This is a genomic window from Pseudomonas sp. GM102 (genome assembly GCF_000282555.1).
Lineage (GTDB): Bacteria > Pseudomonadota > Gammaproteobacteria > Pseudomonadales > Pseudomonadaceae > Aquipseudomonas.
The window spans coordinates 82032-100773 of sequence record NZ_AKJB01000049.1 but is presented as its reverse complement, the minus strand read 5'-3'; the positions used below and the strand labels follow the sequence as shown (position 1 = coordinate 100773).

The following is an 18742-nucleotide window of genomic DNA, read 5'->3' as shown; positions in this document are numbered from 1 at the left end:
CCATTTACATGTAAAAACGCGACATATAAATGTCGCGTATCGGATAGTTCGCCCCCTAACAGTGCGTTTGTCGTGCAAATTCGTTAGGCTAGCAGCCATTTTTGCGTCCGCGGCCCACAAGGCAGCAACGCGCTAAACGGGTTAGTCCTATACGGGCCGACAGCATTTCCCTCACCCATAAGGGAAATCCCTCTCTAAATTCCGATTCAGTAGTGTGGTATTTCCTTAATGAAAGTGTTGAAAGGCCAGGACATCCTGGCACTGGGTTTTATGACGTTTGCCCTGTTCGTCGGGGCTGGCAACATCATCTTCCCGCCTATCGTCGGTTTGCAGTCCGGGCCTAATGTCTGGATGGCGGCGCTGGGTTTTCTGATCACCGCGGTCGGTCTGCCGGTGATCACCGTTGTCGCCCTGGCCAAGGTTGGTGGCGCAATGGATGCCTTGAGCAGCCCGATCGGTAAAGTCGCCGGTGGCCTGCTGGCAGCCGCGTGCTACCTTGCTGTAGGCCCGTTGTTCGCGACGCCGCGCACCGCGACCGTGTCGTTCGAAGTGGGCCTGGCGCCGCTGACTGGCGAGAGCCCGCTGGCGTTGTTTCTTTATAGCTCGGTGTACTTCCTGCTGGTGTTCTTCATCTCGCTCTATCCGGGTCGTCTGCTGGACACCGTAGGGCGTTTCCTGGCACCGCTGAAGATTATCGCCCTGGCCGCGCTTGGCATCGCTGCGTTCGCGTTGCCGGCCGGTGATATCGGCATGGCCACGCCTGAATATGTGGCGGCACCGTTCTCCCAGGGCTTCATCAATGGTTACCTGACCATGGATACCCTGGGGGCGTTGGTATTTGGCATTGTCATTGTCAACGCCATCCGCTCTCGTGGCGTGGAATCGCCAGCGCTGATCACCCGTTACGCGATCATCGCCGGGCTGATTGCCGGCGTGGGTCTGGCGCTGGTTTACGTCAGCTTGTTCCGTCTCGGTTCGGGCAGCCATGAAGTGGCCGCTGGTGCTACCAACGGCGCGGCGGTATTGCACGCGTACGTGCAGCACACATTCGGTTCGCTCGGCAGCGGTTTCCTTGCGGTGCTGATCTCCTTGGCCTGTCTGGTGACTGCGGTCGGTCTGACGTGCGCCTGTGCCGAATACTTCAGTCGTGTACTGCCACTGTCCTACAAGACGCTGGTGATCATCCTGGCTGCGTTCTCCCTGTTGGTGTCCAATCTGGGCCTCACCAAGCTGATTGCGTTCTCGATTCCGGTGCTGACCGCCATCTACCCGCCATGCATCGCTCTGGTCGCCCTGAGCTTCTGTAAGGACTTCTGGCATGAGCAAGGTCGCATCGTCGGTCCGGTGATGCTGGTGTCGTTCATCTTCGGTCTGATCGACGCCCTCAAGGGGGCCGGTCTGGCCGACTGGATGCCGACTCAACTGGCTCACCTGCCGCTGAGCGAGCAGGGGCTGGCGTGGCTGGTGCCGTCGGTCATGACCCTGGTGGTTGCGGTGGTTTGCGATCGTCTGCTGGGCAAGCGCGAAGAAGTGCTGGCTTAAGCTGCTTCGCGGCCCGCCACAAGCGGGCCTCGAGTTGCTTCCTGGCAAAAATGGAAATGCCCCGTATCAATCGATACGGGGCATTTTTTATGCGTGTGATGCAGTGTCTTTTTCCTTGCGCTAACGTCGAAGCACTACCTGTAGGAGCGTGGCTTGCCCGCGAAGGCGTTGTGTCAGGCGACAACTTTGTCGAATGTTATGCCGTCTTCGCGGGCAAGCCTCGCTCCTACAAGTTCTACTGCCAATGTCTCACAGGAAATTGCATGTCGTTCATCCACGCCAACATCATCCACATCCTCGCCGCGCTCTGGTTTGTCGTTTGCTGGGGTGGTTACACCCGTTACGCCTCATGGAAGGGCCGCGACACCGCGTGCCTGGCCAGCGTGTTGCACCTGTATCGCGAAGACTGGATGCGCCGCATGCTGTTGCGCGACAACCGCATTGCCGATGCCAGCGTGATCGGTAACCTGGAGCGCAATGCCTCGTTCTTCGCCTCCAGTACGCTGATTATCCTGGCCGGTATTCTCACGGTATTGGGTGCGTCCGACAGAGCCGTGTCGTTGCTGGCGGATATCCCGATGGTGCAACAGGCTTCCCAGGGGATGTCGGAGATCAAGCTGTTGTGCCTGGCGCTGGTGTTTGTCTATGCGTTCTTTACCTTTAGCTGGTGCATGCGTCAGTACAACTTTGCGGCGATTCTCGTGGGCTCGGCGCCGATGATCGGCGAGCGCCATGTGTCTGAGCAAGAGCGTAAAGCCTTCGCTTCCCGGGCGGCCCGTGTCATCTCCATGGCGGCCAACCAGTTCAACTTCGGGCTGCGTTCCTATTACTTTGGCATGACCATGCTGGCGTGGTTCGTCAGCCCTTGGTTGTTCATGTTGATGAGTGCCGGCGTCGTGCTGGTGTTGTATCGCCGCGAGTTTCACTCTGACGTTCTTGATGTGATGGTCTATACCCCTACGGAGGCGCCATTGCCTGAAGCAAACAAGGAGGCTGCTTGATGAGTATTCCGTTCTGGTGTGTGTTTATCAGCGCATTGTTGATTTTCGTGGCAAAGATCCCGGTGGCCAAAGCCATGAACGAGCAGGGCGGTTACAACAATCACCTGCCGCGCCAACAGCAGGCGCAACTTACAGGCTTCGGTGCCCGTGCGTTGGCGGCCCATCAGAACAGTTTCGAGGCGTTCTTATTGTTTGCGGTAGGGGTGTTGATGGCGCACACCACGCAGACGGCGGGATGGCTGATCGATACGCTGGCGATCATCTTTGTGATCACGCGCATCATTTACTTGCTGTGCTATTGGGGGGATCTGGCCTGGCAGCGCAGTCTGGTGTGGTTTGTGGGTTTAGTGTGTTCGTTGTTGTTGATGATTAGTCCGACTTTTAGGACGATTTTGATCTAATAGTGCATTGCAAACAAAGGCCGCAGACAAAAGAAAACCCGCACTTGGCGGGTTTTCTTTTATCACTAAAAACGCTGTTAGTTTTTAGGCGCTTCTGGAGCGGCTTCTTTTACCGCTGCTGCGTTCGATTCGGCCTGAGCTTTGGCAGCTTCGGCGTTTTCTTTTGCTGCCTCGTTCACTTTATCCTGAGCTTCGCTCATTTTTTCCTGAGCTTGCTCGGCATGTTTGGTGGCATCTTGAGCTTTGTCCTCGGATTTTTTATCGCAGGCAGCGAGACCGAGGGAAGCGGTCAACATCAAGGCAATAGCTAAAGTCTTACGCATGGGGTGTTTCTCCTGATGGAAAGTATCTACTGGCCTTTCGAGCACAGCCGACAGCTTTAAGTTCCTCAATTCGTTCAGATATATAAGTTTGTTTTGCTGCGGAACTTTTACCCACTAGCCTGCTACTTTGCCCGGACACTAAGAAGAGTTCTATCGAATGGCCGAAAACCCCGTTTTTGAGCGTGCGACGCGATTTCTGTCGGCATTGCGCCATTGTCAGGTACTTGGCATGCGTGTTCACAGCGCCAGCAGCGAAGGGCTGACGGTGATTCTGCCGTACAGCCCGCAGATCGTCGGTAACCCGCAAACCGGGGTGATTCATGGCGGTGCGCTGACCTCACTGATGGACACCGCCTGCGGCATGGCTACCCTTTGCGTGCTACCCGAATTCGAAGTCTGTCCGACGCTCGACTTGCGCATCGACTACATGCACGCCGCCGAGCCGCACAAGGACGTTTATGGCTTCGCCCAATGCTACCGAGTGACCACCGACGTCATTTTCGCGCGCGGTTTTGCCTATCAGGACGACCCCGAACAGCCCATCGCCCATGTGGTGGGCACCTTCATGCGTATGGGCAAGGGCATCAAAGGCACCAAGGGTTTTGGCGGTGCCATAGCCGGAGGTGCGAAATGACCGACTCGTTCAAGGAGCAGCTTCAACAGGCCCATGCGCAGGGGGACTACGCCTCTCTGCTGCACCTGATTCCCTACGCCAGACTGATCGGCGTCGAATGTTCGCGTGTCGGGGATGAGCTGCTGTTTCGTCTGCCGGCCAACAAGGACAACATTGGTAATCCTTTATTGCCGGCGATTCATGGCGGGGTGATTGCCGGGTTCATGGAGCTGTCGGCGGCACTGCACCTGCTGATCTTCACCGGCTCGCCCGGTGTGCCGAAGATTATCGACTTTTCCCTCGACTACCTGCGCGCGGGGCAGTTTCGCGATACCTGGGCCAGATGCCAGGTGTGCCGTCAGGGGCGTCGGGTGGCAAACGTGGCGATTACCGCCTGGCAAAGCACTGAAGCCGAGCCCATTGCCACGGCCCGCGCTCATTTCAAAATAGAAGAGCCCTTGAAATCCTGATCTCAGCCCCCAACTCAGATGACAACCCGCCGCCGACCCTCAAGGTCACGGCTTATGCCATCTGATTGGAGTTTGATGACCATGAGTGTGGAAACTCAAAAGGAAACCCTGGGCTTCCAGACCGAGGTGAAGCAACTGCTGCACCTCATGATCCATTCGCTGTATTCCAACAAGGAAATTTTCCTTCGCGAATTGATCTCGAACGCCTCTGACGCTGTCGACAAATTACGCTTTGAAGCGCTGGCCAAGCCTGACTTGCTGGAAGGCGGCGCGGAGCTGAAAATCCGTGTGAGCTTCGACAAAGACGCTAAAACCGTCACCCTCGAAGACAACGGCATCGGCATGAGCCGTGACGATGCGGTCACCCATCTGGGTACCATCGCCAAGTCCGGCACTGCCGATTTCATGAAACACCTGTCTGGCGATCAGAAAAAAGACTCGCACCTGATTGGTCAATTCGGTGTCGGTTTCTACTCGGCCTTCATCGTCGCCGATAAAGTCGACGTATTCAGCCGCCGTGCCGGCCTCGCTGCCAGCGAAGGCGTGCACTGGTCGTCCAAGGGCGAAGGCGAATTCGAAATCGCCACCGTCGAGAAAGCCGACCGTGGTACCCGCATCGTCCTGCACCTGAAGTCCGCTGAAGACGAATTCGCCGATGGCTGGCGTCTGCGTAACATCATCAAGAAGTACTCCGACCACATCGCTTTGCCGATCGAGCTGCCGAAAGAAGTGGCTGCTACCGAAGGCGAAGAGCAGCCGGCCGCCGAGTGGGAAACCGTCAACCGCGCCAGCGCCCTGTGGACTCGTCCTCGCACTGAAGTGAAAGACGAGGAATACCAGGAGTTCTACAAACACGTCGCTCACGATTTCGAAAACCCGCTGAGCTGGAGCCACAACAAGGTCGAAGGCAAGCTCGAGTACACCTCGCTGCTTTATGTGCCGACCCGTGCTCCGTTCGACCTGTACCAGCGTGAAGCGCCGAAAGGCCTGAAGCTGTACGTGCAGCGCGTGTTCGTCATGGATCAGGCCGAGTCGTTCCTGCCGCTGTACCTGCGCTTCATCAAAGGCGTGGTCGACTCCAACGACCTGTCGCTGAACGTGTCGCGGGAAATCCTGCAGAAAGACCCGATCATCGACTCCATGAAGTCGGCGCTGACCAAGCGCGTTCTGGACATGCTGGAAAAACTGGCGAAGAACGAGCCTGAGCAATACAAAGGCTTCTGGAAGAACTTCGGTCAGGTCATGAAAGAAGGCCCGGCAGAAGACTTCGCCAACAAAGAGAAAATTGCTGGCCTGCTGCGTTTCGCGTCCACTCAGGGCGACGACGGCGAGCAGGTTGTGGGTCTGGCCGACTACCTGGCTCGCGCCAAGGAAGGTCAGGACAAGATCTACTACCTGACTGGCGAAACCTACGCGCAAGTCAAAAACAGCCCGCACCTGGAAGTCTTCCGCAAGAAAGGCATCGAAGTGCTGCTGCTGACCGACCGCATCGACGAGTGGCTGATGAGCTACCTCAACGACTTCGACGGCAAGAGCTTTGTCGACGTGGCACGCGGTGACCTGGACCTCGGCAATCTGGATTCGGAAGAAGACAAGAAAGCTGCGGAAGAAGTCGCCAAGTCCAAAGAAGGTCTGGTTGAGCGTCTGAAGACGGCATTGGGCGACTCCGTTGCTGAAGTGCGGGTCTCCCATCGTCTGACTGATTCCCCGGCGATTCTGGCCATCGGCGAGCAGGACCTGGGCCTGCAAATGCGTCAGATCCTGGAGGCCAGCGGTCAGAAGGTTCCGGATTCGAAGCCGATTTTCGAATTCAACCCGGCTCACCCGCTGATCGAGAAACTCGACAACGAGCAGAGCGACGAGCGCTTCGGCGACCTGTCGCACATTCTGTTCGATCAGGCGGCCCTGGCGGCCGGCGACAGCTTGAAAGACCCGGCCGCTTATGTGCGCCGTCTGAACAAGCTGCTGGTTGAACTGTCGGTTTAACCGCGTTGTAAAAAAACCGCTTCGGCGGGTTTTTTGATCGTTCCCACGCTCTGCGTGGGAATGCCTCTAGGGACGCTCCGCGTCCAGTGATGCGGAGCGTCACGGGCTGCAACCACGCAGAGCGTGGGAACGATCAGCCGATCAATTACAGGGGCGTTGGCGGGCTTCGGTGTTTCGGCAATTCGATCCGCTCGCTTTCCCCCGGCACTGTCGGCCAATCCCCGGCCGCCCAGCGTCGACGTGCTTCATCGATCAACGCCGGATCACTGGCGACGAAATTCCAGTTGATCCGCCGTGGCCCATCCAGCGGCGCGCCACCAAACAGCACGGCATGACAGTCGCTCTCGGCAAACAGTGTCATCTCTTCTCCGGCCGGCAACACCACCAACGAGTGCGGCTCCAGCAGCTCGCCATCCAGTTGCGCTTCACCGCTCAGCACATACAGTGCCCGTTCTTCATGCTCGGTGGGAATCAGCAATGTGGTCGCCGTTTGCAGGTTCAATTCGGCGTACAACGTAGGAGAAAGCACCGGGACCGGCGATTCGAGGCAAAAGCCTGACCCGGCGATCATCCGTATCTTCACCCCAAGGTTATCGCTGACGGGCAGCGTGGCAGCCGGATGGTGGCTGTAGTGTCCTGGGCCGTGTTCACGATCCTTGGGCGAAGCCAGCCAGATCTGTAAGCCGTGCATTGTAAATTCGCTGTCTTTCAATGGTTCGGGTGTGCGTTCGACGTGGGCGATTGCACTGCCGGCGGTCATCCAGCTGACATCGCCGGCATTCACCACCTGATCGGAACCGAGGCTGTCCTTGTGCTGAATTTGCCCTTCGAACAGGTAGGTGAGGGTGGACAGGCCGATGTGTGGATGCTGACGGATGTTCATGCCTTTGCCCGCCGGATAACGGGTTTCGAGCATATGGTCGAAAAACACGAAAGGCCCGACGTTGCGGCATTTTGCTGACGGCAACGGGCGAAGAATCGGCTGACCTTCGACATCTTCGGCGCGAGGGCGGATCACGAGTGGCGTGTTCATGGTGCATTCCAGGCTGAGCGGGTGACGCAGGGAGCATAACCCGCTGGCGCAGCCCTTGCCGCTATTGGCTGAAGGCACCTTCGGACAGATGGGTTTCGATGCTGACCTCAGAGGTGGTCATCAGCTTGTGTACCGGGCAGCGGTCGGCCACGCGGTGCAGCTCGTCACGCTGGGCATCGGTCAGCACCCCCTTGAGCGTGAGTTCGACGTGCAGGGCGTATTTGCCTTTCTGCTCTTCACTGTTGTCGCGCTTGACCTCAACCTCGACGCCCGTCAGCGGGATGCCCTTTTTCCTGGCATACATTTTCAGCGTCAGGGCCTTACAGGCACCCAGGGCTGCGTCGAAGTAGTCGTGTGGTTCAGGCGCCGTGCCTTCGCCGCCAGAGGTTTTCGGCACGTCGGCAAAAAGTTCGTGGTCATCGATCTGGACGCTGTGACGAAAACCTTCGGCGGAGACGGTGTTGACGGTAACAGTCATAAGAAACCTCGCAGGCATTGGGAAAAGTCATTCGATCAAAAAAGACCCTGAAGTTATAGAGCATCCCTTCAAATTCGCGTTCCGCTTTCTTGCCAGGCGATTTGACTAAAACGCAGTACCTGTAGGAGCGAGGCTTGCCCGCGAAGAATGCACCGCGGTTTTTCAGGCATTACGCGTCATCGTTCTTCGCGGGCAAGCCTCGCTCCTACAGGATTTCACTGAACTTGTCATCGTCCTGTCACCCCGGCGTCATATCCTCGCGCTCATCTCAATCAAGGAGCGCACCATGCACCTCACCCGTTTAGCCGTCCTGGCCACAATGATGTTCGCCAGTGGTCTGGCCTGTGCCGAAGTCCGCGTCGAAGGCCCGGTGGAATATGGCGTGTTCGCTGGCCCGAAAGCCGAACTGCAATCGGGCGAGCGAGTTTTGCGCCGCAGCAATGAACAGATCCAGCAAACCGAAATCGTCCCCGCCAAACTCGGCACCAAGTTCGGTATGCGTTACCAGTTGGCCGGCAAGGTCGCCGAAGACCAACCGCTGACTTTGCTCTATTTCACGCCGGGCATCCGTACGCCGGATGGCGTGCGTCACGACAAACTGGAAGTGACTCAGAAACTGGTACCCGGTGCTCCGCAGGACCTGATGGCCTTCGAGTTCACCGAAAGCCATGAAGTCGTTCCCGGTGAATGGCGTTTCATGGTGTTCCAGGGCGACCGTCTGCTGGCCCAGCAACGCTTTACCGTGCGCTGATTGCTATCGCCCAGCCAAATGCCAGACGAAAAAAAGCCCCGCGTTTGCGGGGCTTTCATGTCGTTTCGAATCAGCTGCCTTTGACCGTCTTGCCGTTGACCGTGCCGTCGAGGAGCATAATGTTGTACTCCTTGCCGTCGGTTTCGACCTGTTGCAAACGGACCAGCAGGTAATCCCAGTCTTTGGCAAACCACAGCACGGTGATGCGCTTGCTTTGAGTCGGGTCGCGCACGCGCTCGACCTTGATTGCATCGATCTGGCCAGCCTTGGTGTCGACTTTCTCCGAGCCCAGCACGCGGAAATCATAGGTATCGACTTCACCATCGTCGACGACTTGATAGCTCATGCTTTTCTTGCCAGCGGCCACATCGTGCTGCAAGGCGAGCTGATAAGTGGATTTGTCGACCATGCCGCGGTTGAGCGGGATCTTGACCGGGTCACCACGATCGGTGCCGGTGACCATTTTGTTGGTCCAGTCGAAATCCAGGTCAGCCTTCTTGGCTTTACCCAAACCACCACGTTCGAAGTGGTAGGACTGCGGCAGCAGCGTGTCTTTGTCCAGGGTCAGGGTACTTTCTTCAGTCAGGCTGGCGATCATCATCGACGCCTTGAAGCTGAGTTTCCAGACGCCGTTGGCTCCCTTGGTCAGGCTGCGTTCGGCAGTGCCACTCATGGGCAGCTGCTTCCAGTCGGCGGTGTAGCTGGCGGAGAAAGGTTGAAGGTCTGCCGCCTGCGCAAACGGCAGGGCGAGCAGAGCGCAAGCGAAGAGCAGGGCGCGACGCATAAAATCTCCTAGGTTCGAATCAAGTGGCCGCTGGCCGCGAGTAACTGTCCGTCCAGTAAAGCACCTTGTTCACCGAGTGATAAACGACCTTCGGCAAACCAGCGTACGGCCATCGGGTAGATCAGGTGTTCCTGGGTATGGACTCGCTGCGCCAGACTCTGCGGCGAATCGTGCAACTCTACCGGTATTACTGCCTGTACGACCAGTGGTCCGCCATCGAGTTCCTCGGTGACGAAGTGCACGGAACAGCCGTGTTCAGTGTCGCCGGCCTCCAGCGCGCGCTGATGGGTGTGTAACCCTTTGTATTTGGGTAGCAGCGAGGGATGGATATTAAGCAGGCGACCCTGATAGTGGCGCACGAAGCCAGCGCTGAGAATGCGCATGAAGCCGGCCAGTACCACGAGTTTGGGGTTGAAGGCGTCAATCAGTTCGATCAGCGCGGCATCGAAGGCCTCGCGACCTTCGAAAGCCTTGTGATCCAGGGTGCGGGTGTCGATACCCGCGTCCCTGGCGCGTTGCAGGCCGTAGGCGTCGGCGCGGTTGGAAATCACCGCAGCGATGCGGGCCGGGCTGTCGCCGGTCCGCGTGCTGTCGATCAAGGCCTGCAAGTTACTGCCAGTGCCGGACAACAGCACCACCACATCACAGGTCTGGGACATCCGCTCTTGCATCAGTGTGCCTTGAGGTTCTTCAGTTCAACCGAGGCCGCGCCTTCGGCAGCGGTGGCGATCTGACCGATGACCCAAGGCTGCTCGCCGGCTTCACGCAGCACGTTCAGCGCGGATTCAACGTGCTCTTGAGCGACGCAGATGACCATGCCGACGCCGCAGTTCAGTACGCGGTGCATTTCGTTTTCGTCGACGTTGCCTTTCTCTTGCAGCCAGTCGAAGACAGCAGGACGGGTCCAGCTCGCGACGTCAACCACCGCTTGTGCGCCTTTTGGCAGAACGCGCGGGATGTTGTCCAGCAGGCCACCACCGGTGATGTGGGCCATGGCTTTGACGGCGCCGGTTTCCTTGATCAGCTTGAGCAGCGGCTTCACATAGATGCGGGTCGGGGCCATCAGCAGGTCGGTCAGCGGTTTGCCGTCGAGCTGGATGTTTTCGATGTCTGCACCGGACACTTCGATGATCTTGCGGATCAGCGAGTAGCCGTTGGAGTGCGGGCCGGAAGACGGCAGGGCGAGCAGGGCATCGCCGGCAGCGACTTTGGAACCGTCGATGATTTCGGACTTTTCCACGACGCCAACGCAGAAGCCGGCCAGGTCGTAGTCTTCGCCTTCGTACATGCCAGGCATTTCAGCGGTTTCGCCGCCGACCAGGGAGCAGCCGGACAGTTCACAACCAGCGCCGATGCCGGTCACGACCTGGGTCGCGGTTTCGACGTTCAGTTTGCCGGTGGCGTAGTAGTCGAGGAAGAACAGCGGCTCGGCGCCGCAGACCACCAGGTCGTTCACGCACATGGCAACCAGGTCGATACCGATGCTGTCGTGCTTGTTCAGGTTCAGCGCCAGGCGCAGTTTGGTGCCGACGCCGTCAGTGCCCGAGACCAGTACCGGTTGCTTGTAACCGGCCGGGATTTCGCAGAGGGCGCCGAAACCGCCCAGGCCGCCCATGACTTCCGGGCGCGCAGTGCGCTTGGCGACGCTCTTGATGCGTTCGACCAATGCTTCACCGGCGTCGATGTCTACACCGGCGTCCTTGTAGCTCAGGGAGGGTTGCTTGCTCATGATCCAGGCCTTTAGGGGGGATTCAGGGGTAACGACCGAGTCCAGTGGGACCGCCGAAACAGACGAAGGCGAGTGCCATCGGCGAATTTCAGGGTGCCCGGCTGTTGCCGGTCTGCGAAGGCGCGCGATTTTATCAGGCTTGAGGGGCAGCGGCCATCCTCGTGCCGACGGGCAGGGGCATATCGCGTTAAAAAAACCGATATTGCCCGTGTTGGTGAGGTCCCGGATGGCTGTATAAGGTATCGACGTTAACCGTCTATCGTTATGACAGTGCGAAAACTTACCGTGATCGGGTGAATGTTTTGCTTGAGCGTGTGGTCAACAGACCCTTGGTTCAATCATCTTCACGCGGTCTGTTCCAGCCGCTCTTGTCGTCAGGAATCTTTTTATGCGTTTTCTTAAATTCTTGTTCGTCGGCTGTTTAACCATGGTCAGCCTGACCAGTCATGCCGAAACCGTCAAAGGCCTCTATCAAGTACGCGAGCCTGTCAGCGGCCAGACGCCGGAGGAGCGCGATCAGGCGACTCAGCGGGCGCTGGATACGTTGGTGTTGCGCCTGACCGGCGACCCCAAGGCGGCACAGAGCCCGGGTCTGGTGACCGTGCGCAAAGACCCTCAGCAGATCATCAGTCAGTTCGGTTATGACGCCGGGCCGCCGGAGGTGTTGAAGGTCGATTTCGATCCAGCCACCACCGAACAGGCCTTGCGGCGTGCCGGGTTGGCCGTGTGGGGGGCCAACCGGCCATCGATCCTCGGTTGGTGGTTGAACGAATCCACCGAAGGCTCGAGCCTGGTCGGCGATGGCCAGGCCAGCGCCACGCCACTGCTTCGAGCGGCGCAACATCGTGGTCTGCCGCTGCGTTTGCCGCTGGCGGACCTGGACGAGCAGATTGTCGCCACTGCGCCGAATCTGGAAAGTACAGACCCGGCGCCGTTGCGTGACGCATCCGACCGTTACAATGCCGACGCTTTGCTGGCGGTGCATGCCCGTGAAGAGGGTGGCCAATGGCAAGCCAAGTGGCGTTTATGGTTGGGCGATCAGAAAGAAGCCGGTAGCGTGCAGGGCGCCGATACCGCTGCGCTGGCCGATGCGGTGATGCTGGCTGTCAGTCAACGCCTGGCGCCGCGTTTTGTCGCCAAGCCGGGTGCCTCGAGCGAGCAATTGCTGGAAGTGCAGGGGATGAGCCTGGAGCGTTATGCGACGCTCGGGCGTTTGCTGGAGCCTTTTGGTGCACGCCTGCAAAGTGTCGACGGTGATCGCGTGCTTTATCGGGTCAACGGCAGCCCCGATCAACTGCGCGCGCAGTTGTCTTTGGCCAGGTTGCAGGAAATTCCGGCCGGTGAAGCGCCGGCCCCCGCGCCGCCTGTTCAACCCGTGGCGGCTGGCTCGACACCGGTCGCAGCGCCGGCCCCGGCGCCGACGCCGCAGTTACGTTTTCGCTGGTAGTTTTTCTTTATATAGAAGCAGGAGTGGTACATGGCCGATACACGGCGTTGGTTCTGGCTCGGTGGGGTGGTCCTGCTTTGCGCGTTTGTTTACCTGTTGCACCCGATCCTGACGCCGTTCCTTGTGGCGCTGTTGCTGGCTTATCTGTTCGACCCGCTGGTGGATCGGCTGGAAAAGTACGGCCTTTCACGGACCTGGGGCGTGGTGGCGGTGTTTGCCTTGTTCACATTGCTCGTCACCGCGTTGCTGTTGGTGTTGGTGCCGATGCTCGCCAAGCAGTTGTTTCGCTTGTATGAACTGGCGCCGCAAATGCTCGACTGGTTGCAGCACACCGCCGTGCCGTGGGCGCAATCGAAGATGGGGTTGTCGGACGGTTTCTGGAAGTTCGACAAGCTCAAGGCGGCGTTCAGCGAGCACATGGGCCAGACCACCGACGTCGTCGGCGTGGTGCTGAGTCAGGCGACGGCTTCAGGTCTTGCGCTGATTGGCCTGCTGGCCAATCTGGTGCTGATTCCGGTGGTGAGTTTTTATCTGCTGCGCGACTGGGACCTGATGATGGCCAAGATCCGCAGCCTGCTGCCGCGTGATCGTGAAGAGCGTGTGATGTCCCTGGCGGAAGAATGTCATGAGGTGCTTGGGGCGTTCGTGCGCGGGCAGTTGCTGGTGATGTTGGCGCTGGGCGTGATCTATGCCGCAGGTTTGATGATCGTCGGGCTGGAGCTGGGGCTGTTGATCGGCCTGATTGCCGGGTTGGCGGCGATCGTGCCGTACATGGGGTTCGTCATCGGAATTGGTGCGGCATTAATTGCCGGTCTGTTCCAGTTCGGTGGCGATTTGTATCCCATGATCGGTATTGTCGCGGTGTTCATGGTTGGCCAGGCGCTGGAAGGTATGGTCCTGACACCGTTGCTGGTGGGCGACCGGATCGGCCTGCACCCGGTGGCGGTGATCTTCGCGATCCTGGCCGGCGGCGAGCTGTTTGGTTTTACCGGTGTGTTGTTGGCATTGCCGGTGGCGGCGGTGATCATGGTGCTGGTGCGTCACATGCATGATTTGTATAAGGACTCGGATATCTACAGCGGTGTCGAAGAACTTGAGCCATAAGGTTTTTTGATCGCTCGTAGCGGGCAGTCTGGTTTCGTGCCAGGTTTGCCCGTCTCCCTCGTGTGGCTGTCACATGCGCCGCCAAAGAAACTGTCATAAAACCAGTGTGTTATCGCAAACCTTTGATTTTGCTTGTGGTCTGTCGCATTGTGCGGTCAGCCTCACGGGTATAAACTTCGCAAACTTTACACAGAGGCCACTAACGGTTCCTTTGGAACTGTTCAGTCAGCATGAAACCGATTCAGCTGCCCCTAGGTGTGCGTCTGCGTGATGACGCTACCTTTATCAATTACTACCCAGGCGCCAATGCCGCTGCACTCGGCTATGTCGAGCGGCTCTGCGAAGCCGACGCCGGCTGGACGGAAAGCCTGATTTACCTCTGGGGCAAGGACGGGGTAGGGCGCACGCATTTGTTGCAGGCGGCGTGTCTGCGCTTCGAACAACTGGGGGAGCCGGCGGTGTACCTGCCGTTGGCCGAGTTGCTGGACCGTGGCATCGAAATCCTCGATAACCTCGAACAATACGAACTGGTCTGCCTGGACGATCTGCAGGCGGTCGCCGGCAAGGCGGATTGGGAAGAGGCGCTGTTCCATCTGTTCAATCGCTTGCGTGACAGCGGCCGGCGTCTGCTGATCGCCGCCTCGACGTCCCCGCGTGAACTGCCGGTGAAGCTGGCAGACCTCAAGTCGCGGCTGACGCTGGCACTCATCTTCCAGATGCGTCCACTCTCTGATGAAGACAAACTGCGTGCCTTGCAGTTGCGCGCATCCCGTCGTGGTCTGCACCTGACCGACGAAGTCGGGCATTTTATCTTGACCCGTGGGACCCGCAGCATGAGTGCGCTTTTCGAGCTGCTTGAACGTCTCGATCAGGCCTCCCTTCAAGCTCAGCGCAAGCTGACAATTCCGTTCCTGAAAGAAACGCTGGGTTGGTAAAAACTGATCAAGCCCAGGTTTTACGCAGGTTTCGGCATATTCCAGGCGTCAACAAATCCGCTTTCCTGCAAGAGGGCAGGCTGCGCAAAGGTTCAAAATGGGCTTAAGCGCTTAGATGTAAACGAGAAACCGATAAGTCACATAAAGATCGATTGAATTTGCAAATGAGGTTGATAGCGGGCATAGTCGCGGCTTCTTTAGAAACTATCAGCCACGGTCGTGCCCATGCTAAATCGCTTCGCACCCCTCGTGCCTCTCGCACTCGTCACCCTGTTGTTCGGTTGCGCTGCTCACACTCCAGTGTCTCAGCAAGCGCCACAACAGCAGGTTTCAAATTCAGTTACCGCGCAGTCTTCTTCCGTTCTTTTCCAGGAAGAGCTGGCCACCGATAAAGAACTGGCAGACTTCGCCGGCGGCAAGTCTTACCAGCTTCCGGTTCTGGCCGACAGCATCCTCGAACGTGGCATGTCCCTGATCGGTACCCGTTACCGTTTCGGCGGCACCTCCGAGGCTGGTTTCGACTGCAGCGGCTTCATCGGTTATCTGTTTCGTGAAGAGGCCGGCATGAACCTGCCGCGCTCCACCCGCGAAATGATCAACGTTGACGCTCCTCTGGTTGCTCGCAGCGCCCTCAAACCGGGTGACCTGCTGTTCTTCGCCACCAATGGTCGTCGCGGTCGTGTCAGTCACGCCGGGATCTACCTGGGTGACAACCAGTTCATCCACTCCAGCAGCCGCAAAAGCGGTGGTGTGCGGATCGATAGTCTGGGCGACAGCTACTGGAGCAAAACCTTCATCGAAGCCAAGCGCGCACTCGCGATGGCGCCGACTGCGGCCCCGGCCATCGTCACGGCACGCAAGTAAGCGGACAGTTTGTAAGGCGAACTTAAAGTCTTACTTGAAGTTTGCCGCGTAGCCGCTAGAATCCTGATCTATTATTGATGGCAAACCGCCTGCGTTCTGCGCAGGCGGTTTTCTTTTCTGCCCTCTCGGTGGAAAAAGCCGCAGCCAGATCAGGATGTTCTGTTTATGACGATGTCGGCCCGCCTCGCACTCATGTTCTTCGCAGCGCTGCTCAGCGCCTGCGCCAGCCGCACACCGCCACCTGCGCCGGTGGTTCGCGCTCCCATTGTTTTCGGTCCTTCCCAAGCCTTTTCCCCTGCGGCAGAAGACGTGCTGTTTCGCGCGCTGGGCCTGGTGGGAACGCCTTATCGCTGGGGCGGCAACACGCCGGATTCCGGATTCGATTGCAGCGGTCTGATCGGTTACGTCTATCGCGATGTCGCCGGCATTTCCTTGCCGCGCTCCACCCGCGAAATGATCGGCATGCAGGCCCCTAGTGTCGGCAAGGAAGGCCTGCAAACCGGTGACCTGATTTTCTTCGCCACCAATGGCGGTTCCCAAGTCAGCCACGCCGGGATCTACGTCGGCGAAGGCCGCTTTGTCCACGCGCCAGCCACAGGCGGCACGGTCAAGCTGGACAGCTTGTCCAAGGCTTACTGGCAGAAAGCCTACCTGAGCGCCAAGCGCGTCTTGCAACCTGAGCACCTGGCACATAATCCGTAGCGGAAGTTGTCATCGCTTGCTTGACGGATGACTCGTGCTGGGCGATAGGTTGACGCTGTGCAATAAACCGTAGGAGCGAGGCTTGCCCGCGAAGGCGGCAGCACAGTCAACATTGATATCGACTGACACACCGCTTTCGCGGGCAAGCCTCGCTCCTACGGTCAGAGCTGATTACTTAGCCGCGGACACGCGCCACACCTTGTTCCCCACATCATCCGCCACCAGCAAGCCTCCTTGCTGATCGATCACAACACCCACCGGCCGGCCCATGGCTTTTTCGTCATCAGTGAGGAAGCCAGTGAGCACATCCACCGGTTGCCCGGTCGGTTTGCCGGCGTTGAACGGCACGAAAATCACTTTGTAGCCACTGTGTGGCTTGCGGTTCCACGAGCCATGCTGGCCGATGAATGCACCTTGAGTGAACGGCGCGGGCAGTTTGCTGCCTTCGGCAAATGTCAGGCCCAGTGACGCGGTATGTGGCCCCACCGCGTAGTCTGGGGCAATGGCCTTGGCCACCAGATCGGGTTTTTGCGGTTCGACGCGAATGTCGACGTGTTGGCCGTAATAGCTGTAAGGCCAGCCGTAGAACCCGCCGTCCTTCACGGACGTGATGTAGTCCGGCACGAGGTCGCTGCCGATTTCGTCACGCTCGTTGACGGCAGTCCACAGTGCGCCGCTCTGCGGTTCCCAGGCCAGGCCGTTTGGATTGCGAATTCCCGAGGCGAAGATCCGATGATTGCCGGTGGCGCGATCCACTTCCCAGATCGCCGCGCGGCCTTCCTCCTGATCCATGCCGTTTTCACCGACGTTGCTATTCGAGCCCACGGTGACGTACAGCTTGCTGCCATCCTTGCTGGCGATGACGTTTTTGGTCCAGTGATGATTCAGCGTGCCGCCCGGCAGGTCGACCACCTTGATCGGCTGCGACTTGATCGCCGTCTCACCGTTTTCATAGTGGAAACGCAGCAGGCGATCAGTGTCGGCGACGTACAGGTCATTGCCGACCAGGGTCATGCCGAAAGGCGAATTGAGGTTTTCCAGGAATACCGTGCGGGTTTCGGCGACGCCGTCGTGGTCCTTGTCCCGCAGCAGGGTGATGCGGTTCGGGCTGGGGACGCCGGCACCGGCGCGGCCCATGACTTTGCCCATGACCCAGCCGCGAATGCCTTGGCCATCATCGGGTTTGGTCGGCGCGTTGGTTTCGGCCACCAGCACATCGCCGTTTGGTAATACGTAGAGCCAGCGCGGATGATCGAGGCCCTCGGCAAACGCCGCCACTTGAGTCCCTGCCGCGGCGACGGGTTTCTTACCTTCAGGCCAGCCGATTGCCGGGGCGATGTTCACCGTCGGGATCAGGGTTTTATTCGGTTCTGGCAGCTTGGGCGAGGGGCCTGTGCCGTCCGAGACTTGCAGGCTGGAGGTTTCACCACAGGCGGCGAGCCCTCCGGCGAGCGCGATGATGAAAACGAGCTGGGGTTTGCGCATTACTGATCTTCCCTATGAATGCATTGACGTAATCATAGAGAAGCGTAGACGTTCGATGGTTCAACCCGTCAGCCGCGGGCTTCCTTGAACAATACGGCGATCCCTGGATGGTAGTTGCCTGCTTCATTGCGCAACTTGCGATAGGCGTACGGGAAATACCAGGCCACGGCGCAGCTGGGTTCCTTTTGCAGGTCGTCGAGCATGTCCTGGAGTTCTTCCGGTGTAGCGCTCTGCTGAGCTTTTTGCGGCGCAACGAACAGGCAACCAAGTTTCAGGTCGCTGGCGTAGCTGATCCTCTTGGCCTCGCTGGTGATGTCCTGCAGCGCCTGAGTCAGGTTCAGGCTGTTGACCCGCGGCCAGCGTTGAGTGGCTTGAAGGTAGGCGCGTTGTTCGGCGGTGGCTTCGGGAGTGGCGATAAACAGATCGGCGCGGCCGTTGCGTTCGCCTTCTTCGTTCTGCTTGCGCGTAGGTGTTTGTTGCAAGGTGACCATTTCTGCCATCCAGGCCGCGGCGGAGAGCAGGCCGAGGTTGGCTTTTTCGTCGTACCAATAAGGTGTGTCGTTATCGCCGCGTACAGCGTTGTAGCGGTCGATACAGTCAAACCAGCGTTCCAGCACCGGTCGCAGGAATTCCAGCTTCGGATTGCTGATGATCATGCCTTGCATGTTGCTCACCCTTGTAATTGTGATGTTGGGTTGTGGCGCTTTGATATCACTGCTGACAGTGTGGTGCAAGTTGGGTGTCAGAAATTTGATCGGCGGCAGTATATCGCTCGCCCGCGCTTTGTCTTCAATTGACGCTCCACCCCCAACCCTCTAACCTTCGCGGCTTGTTTCAGGTGCTCTGTGGCGGTGGCCGACAGAGTGAAACAGGGAAGCCGGTGAGTGACTATCGTCAAGCGACGAAGCGTCACGATCCCGGCGCTGCCCCCGCAACGGTAAATGAGTGAAAACTGCGCCTTGAGCCACTGTGTCGACTAATGGCATGGGAAGGCGCGCAGTCAGGCGCAAGCTGCTCATGAGCCCGGAGACCGGCCTGATTCATCCAACGGCATCACGGTGGGCGATGCCAGGCTTCTTGCCGTCTATTCTTGT

General features: G+C 58.6%; 20 protein-coding genes and 1 riboswitch. Of the genes, 12 read left to right on the top strand and 8 right to left on the bottom strand.

Annotated features, from left to right (window positions below):
• Positions 1–228 precede the first annotated feature (228 nt).
• From brnQ to PMI18_RS18585, 3 genes are all read left to right on the top strand, one after another.
• Positions 229–1542, top strand: coding sequence for a branched-chain amino acid transport system II carrier protein (brnQ, locus tag PMI18_RS18575; protein WP_007898975.1), 1314 nt, complete (start codon positions 229–231; stop codon positions 1540–1542).
• Between the two features lie 263 nt (positions 1543–1805).
• Positions 1806–2543, top strand: a complete 738-nt coding sequence (locus PMI18_RS18580) for a DUF599 domain-containing protein (RefSeq protein WP_007898974.1) — start codon at positions 1806–1808, stop codon at positions 2541–2543.
• Entirely contained in the window at positions 2543–2944 is a 402-nt protein-coding gene (locus PMI18_RS18585; RefSeq protein ID WP_007898973.1) for an MAPEG family protein, read from the top strand. The genes PMI18_RS18580 and PMI18_RS18585 overlap by 1 nt, the downstream gene beginning before the upstream one ends.
• 77 nt (positions 2945–3021) lie before the next feature.
• On the opposite strand, the gene PMI18_RS18590 is transcribed toward PMI18_RS18585, so the two are convergent.
• The gene (locus tag PMI18_RS18590) at positions 3022–3267 is read right to left on the bottom strand and encodes a hypothetical protein (protein WP_007898971.1); all 246 of its coding nucleotides are present in this window, start codon (positions 3265–3267) and stop codon (positions 3022–3024) included.
• A gap of 157 nt (positions 3268–3424) precedes the next feature.
• Here PMI18_RS18590 and PMI18_RS18595 point away from each other — a divergent pair, with 157 nt between their 5' ends.
• From PMI18_RS18595 to htpG, 3 genes are all read left to right on the top strand, one after another.
• Complete coding sequence (locus PMI18_RS18595; RefSeq protein WP_007898969.1) at positions 3425–3901, top strand: PaaI family thioesterase; 477 nt, start codon at positions 3425–3427, stop codon at positions 3899–3901.
• Positions 3898–4350 (top strand): PaaI family thioesterase, encoded by a 453-nt coding sequence (locus PMI18_RS18600; RefSeq protein ID WP_007898966.1) that lies wholly within the window; start codon positions 3898–3900, stop codon positions 4348–4350. The genes PMI18_RS18595 and PMI18_RS18600 overlap by 4 nt, the downstream gene beginning before the upstream one ends.
• A gap of 81 nt (positions 4351–4431) precedes the next feature.
• Positions 4432–6336, top strand: a complete 1905-nt coding sequence (htpG, locus tag PMI18_RS18605) for a molecular chaperone HtpG (protein WP_007898964.1) — start codon at positions 4432–4434, stop codon at positions 6334–6336.
• Between the two features lie 145 nt (positions 6337–6481).
• Here the strand turns inward: htpG and PMI18_RS18610 are convergent, their stop codons facing one another.
• Both PMI18_RS18610 and PMI18_RS18615 read right to left on the bottom strand, forming a co-directional pair.
• On the bottom strand, positions 6482–7369 hold the full coding sequence (locus tag PMI18_RS18610) for a pirin family protein (protein ID WP_007898963.1): 888 nt from the start codon (positions 7367–7369) through the stop codon (positions 6482–6484).
• Between the two features lie 61 nt (positions 7370–7430).
• Complete coding sequence (locus PMI18_RS18615; protein WP_007898961.1) at positions 7431–7847, bottom strand: OsmC family protein; 417 nt, start codon at positions 7845–7847, stop codon at positions 7431–7433.
• 286 nt (positions 7848–8133) lie between these two features.
• Between PMI18_RS18615 and PMI18_RS18620 the strand changes: the two genes are divergently transcribed.
• A complete protein-coding gene (locus PMI18_RS18620) occupies positions 8134–8598 on the top strand; it encodes a DUF3859 domain-containing protein (RefSeq protein WP_007898959.1) in 465 nt (154 codons plus the stop codon).
• A 70-nt stretch (positions 8599–8668) separates the two neighbouring features.
• Here the strand turns inward: PMI18_RS18620 and PMI18_RS18625 are convergent, their stop codons facing one another.
• Genes PMI18_RS18625 through purM form a run of 3 tightly spaced genes read right to left on the bottom strand, consistent with a single transcriptional unit; the run spans position 8669 to position 11111 of the window.
• On the bottom strand, positions 8669–9382 hold the full coding sequence (locus PMI18_RS18625) for a DUF3108 domain-containing protein (protein ID WP_007898957.1): 714 nt from the start codon (positions 9380–9382) through the stop codon (positions 8669–8671).
• An 8-nt stretch (positions 9383–9390) separates the two neighbouring features.
• Entirely contained in the window at positions 9391–10041 is a 651-nt protein-coding gene (gene purN / locus PMI18_RS18630; RefSeq protein ID WP_008013876.1) for a phosphoribosylglycinamide formyltransferase, read from the bottom strand.
• 11 nt (positions 10042–10052) lie between these two features.
• Positions 10053–11111, bottom strand: coding sequence for a phosphoribosylformylglycinamidine cyclo-ligase (purM, locus tag PMI18_RS18635; RefSeq protein ID WP_007898953.1), 1059 nt, complete (start codon positions 11109–11111; stop codon positions 10053–10055).
• Positions 11112–11499: 388 nt separating this feature from the next.
• Here purM and PMI18_RS18640 point away from each other — a divergent pair, with 388 nt between their 5' ends.
• From PMI18_RS18640 to PMI18_RS18660, 5 genes are all read left to right on the top strand, one after another.
• Positions 11500–12558 carry a DUF2066 domain-containing protein gene (locus PMI18_RS18640; protein ID WP_007898950.1) on the top strand — a complete coding sequence of 353 codons (1059 nt, stop codon included), beginning with the start codon at positions 11500–11502 and terminating at the stop codon, positions 12556–12558.
• Between the two features lie 30 nt (positions 12559–12588).
• Positions 12589–13662 (top strand): AI-2E family transporter, encoded by a 1074-nt coding sequence (locus PMI18_RS18645; protein WP_007898949.1) that lies wholly within the window; start codon positions 12589–12591, stop codon positions 13660–13662.
• 230 nt (positions 13663–13892) lie between these two features.
• Positions 13893–14597, top strand: coding sequence for a DnaA regulatory inactivator Hda (gene hda, locus PMI18_RS18650; protein WP_007898944.1), 705 nt, complete (start codon positions 13893–13895; stop codon positions 14595–14597).
• A 225-nt stretch (positions 14598–14822) separates the two neighbouring features.
• Positions 14823–15461, top strand: coding sequence for a C40 family peptidase (locus tag PMI18_RS18655; protein WP_007898943.1), 639 nt, complete (start codon positions 14823–14825; stop codon positions 15459–15461).
• Between the two features lie 165 nt (positions 15462–15626).
• Positions 15627–16163 (top strand): C40 family peptidase, encoded by a 537-nt coding sequence (locus tag PMI18_RS18660; protein ID WP_007898942.1) that lies wholly within the window; start codon positions 15627–15629, stop codon positions 16161–16163.
• A 171-nt stretch (positions 16164–16334) separates the two neighbouring features.
• Here the strand turns inward: PMI18_RS18660 and PMI18_RS18665 are convergent, their stop codons facing one another.
• Together PMI18_RS18665 and PMI18_RS18670 are read right to left on the bottom strand one after the other, a co-directional pair.
• Positions 16335–17648: a PQQ-dependent sugar dehydrogenase gene (locus PMI18_RS18665; protein WP_007898941.1), complete on the bottom strand. Its 1314-nt coding sequence runs from the start codon at positions 17646–17648 to the stop codon at positions 16335–16337.
• A 68-nt stretch (positions 17649–17716) separates the two neighbouring features.
• Positions 17717–18313, bottom strand: a complete 597-nt coding sequence (locus PMI18_RS18670; RefSeq protein ID WP_007898940.1) for a hypothetical protein — start codon at positions 18311–18313, stop codon at positions 17717–17719.
• A gap of 154 nt (positions 18314–18467) precedes the next feature.
• Positions 18468–18701, top strand: a riboswitch (cobalamin riboswitch).
• The last annotated feature ends 41 nt before the right edge of the window (positions 18702–18742 follow it).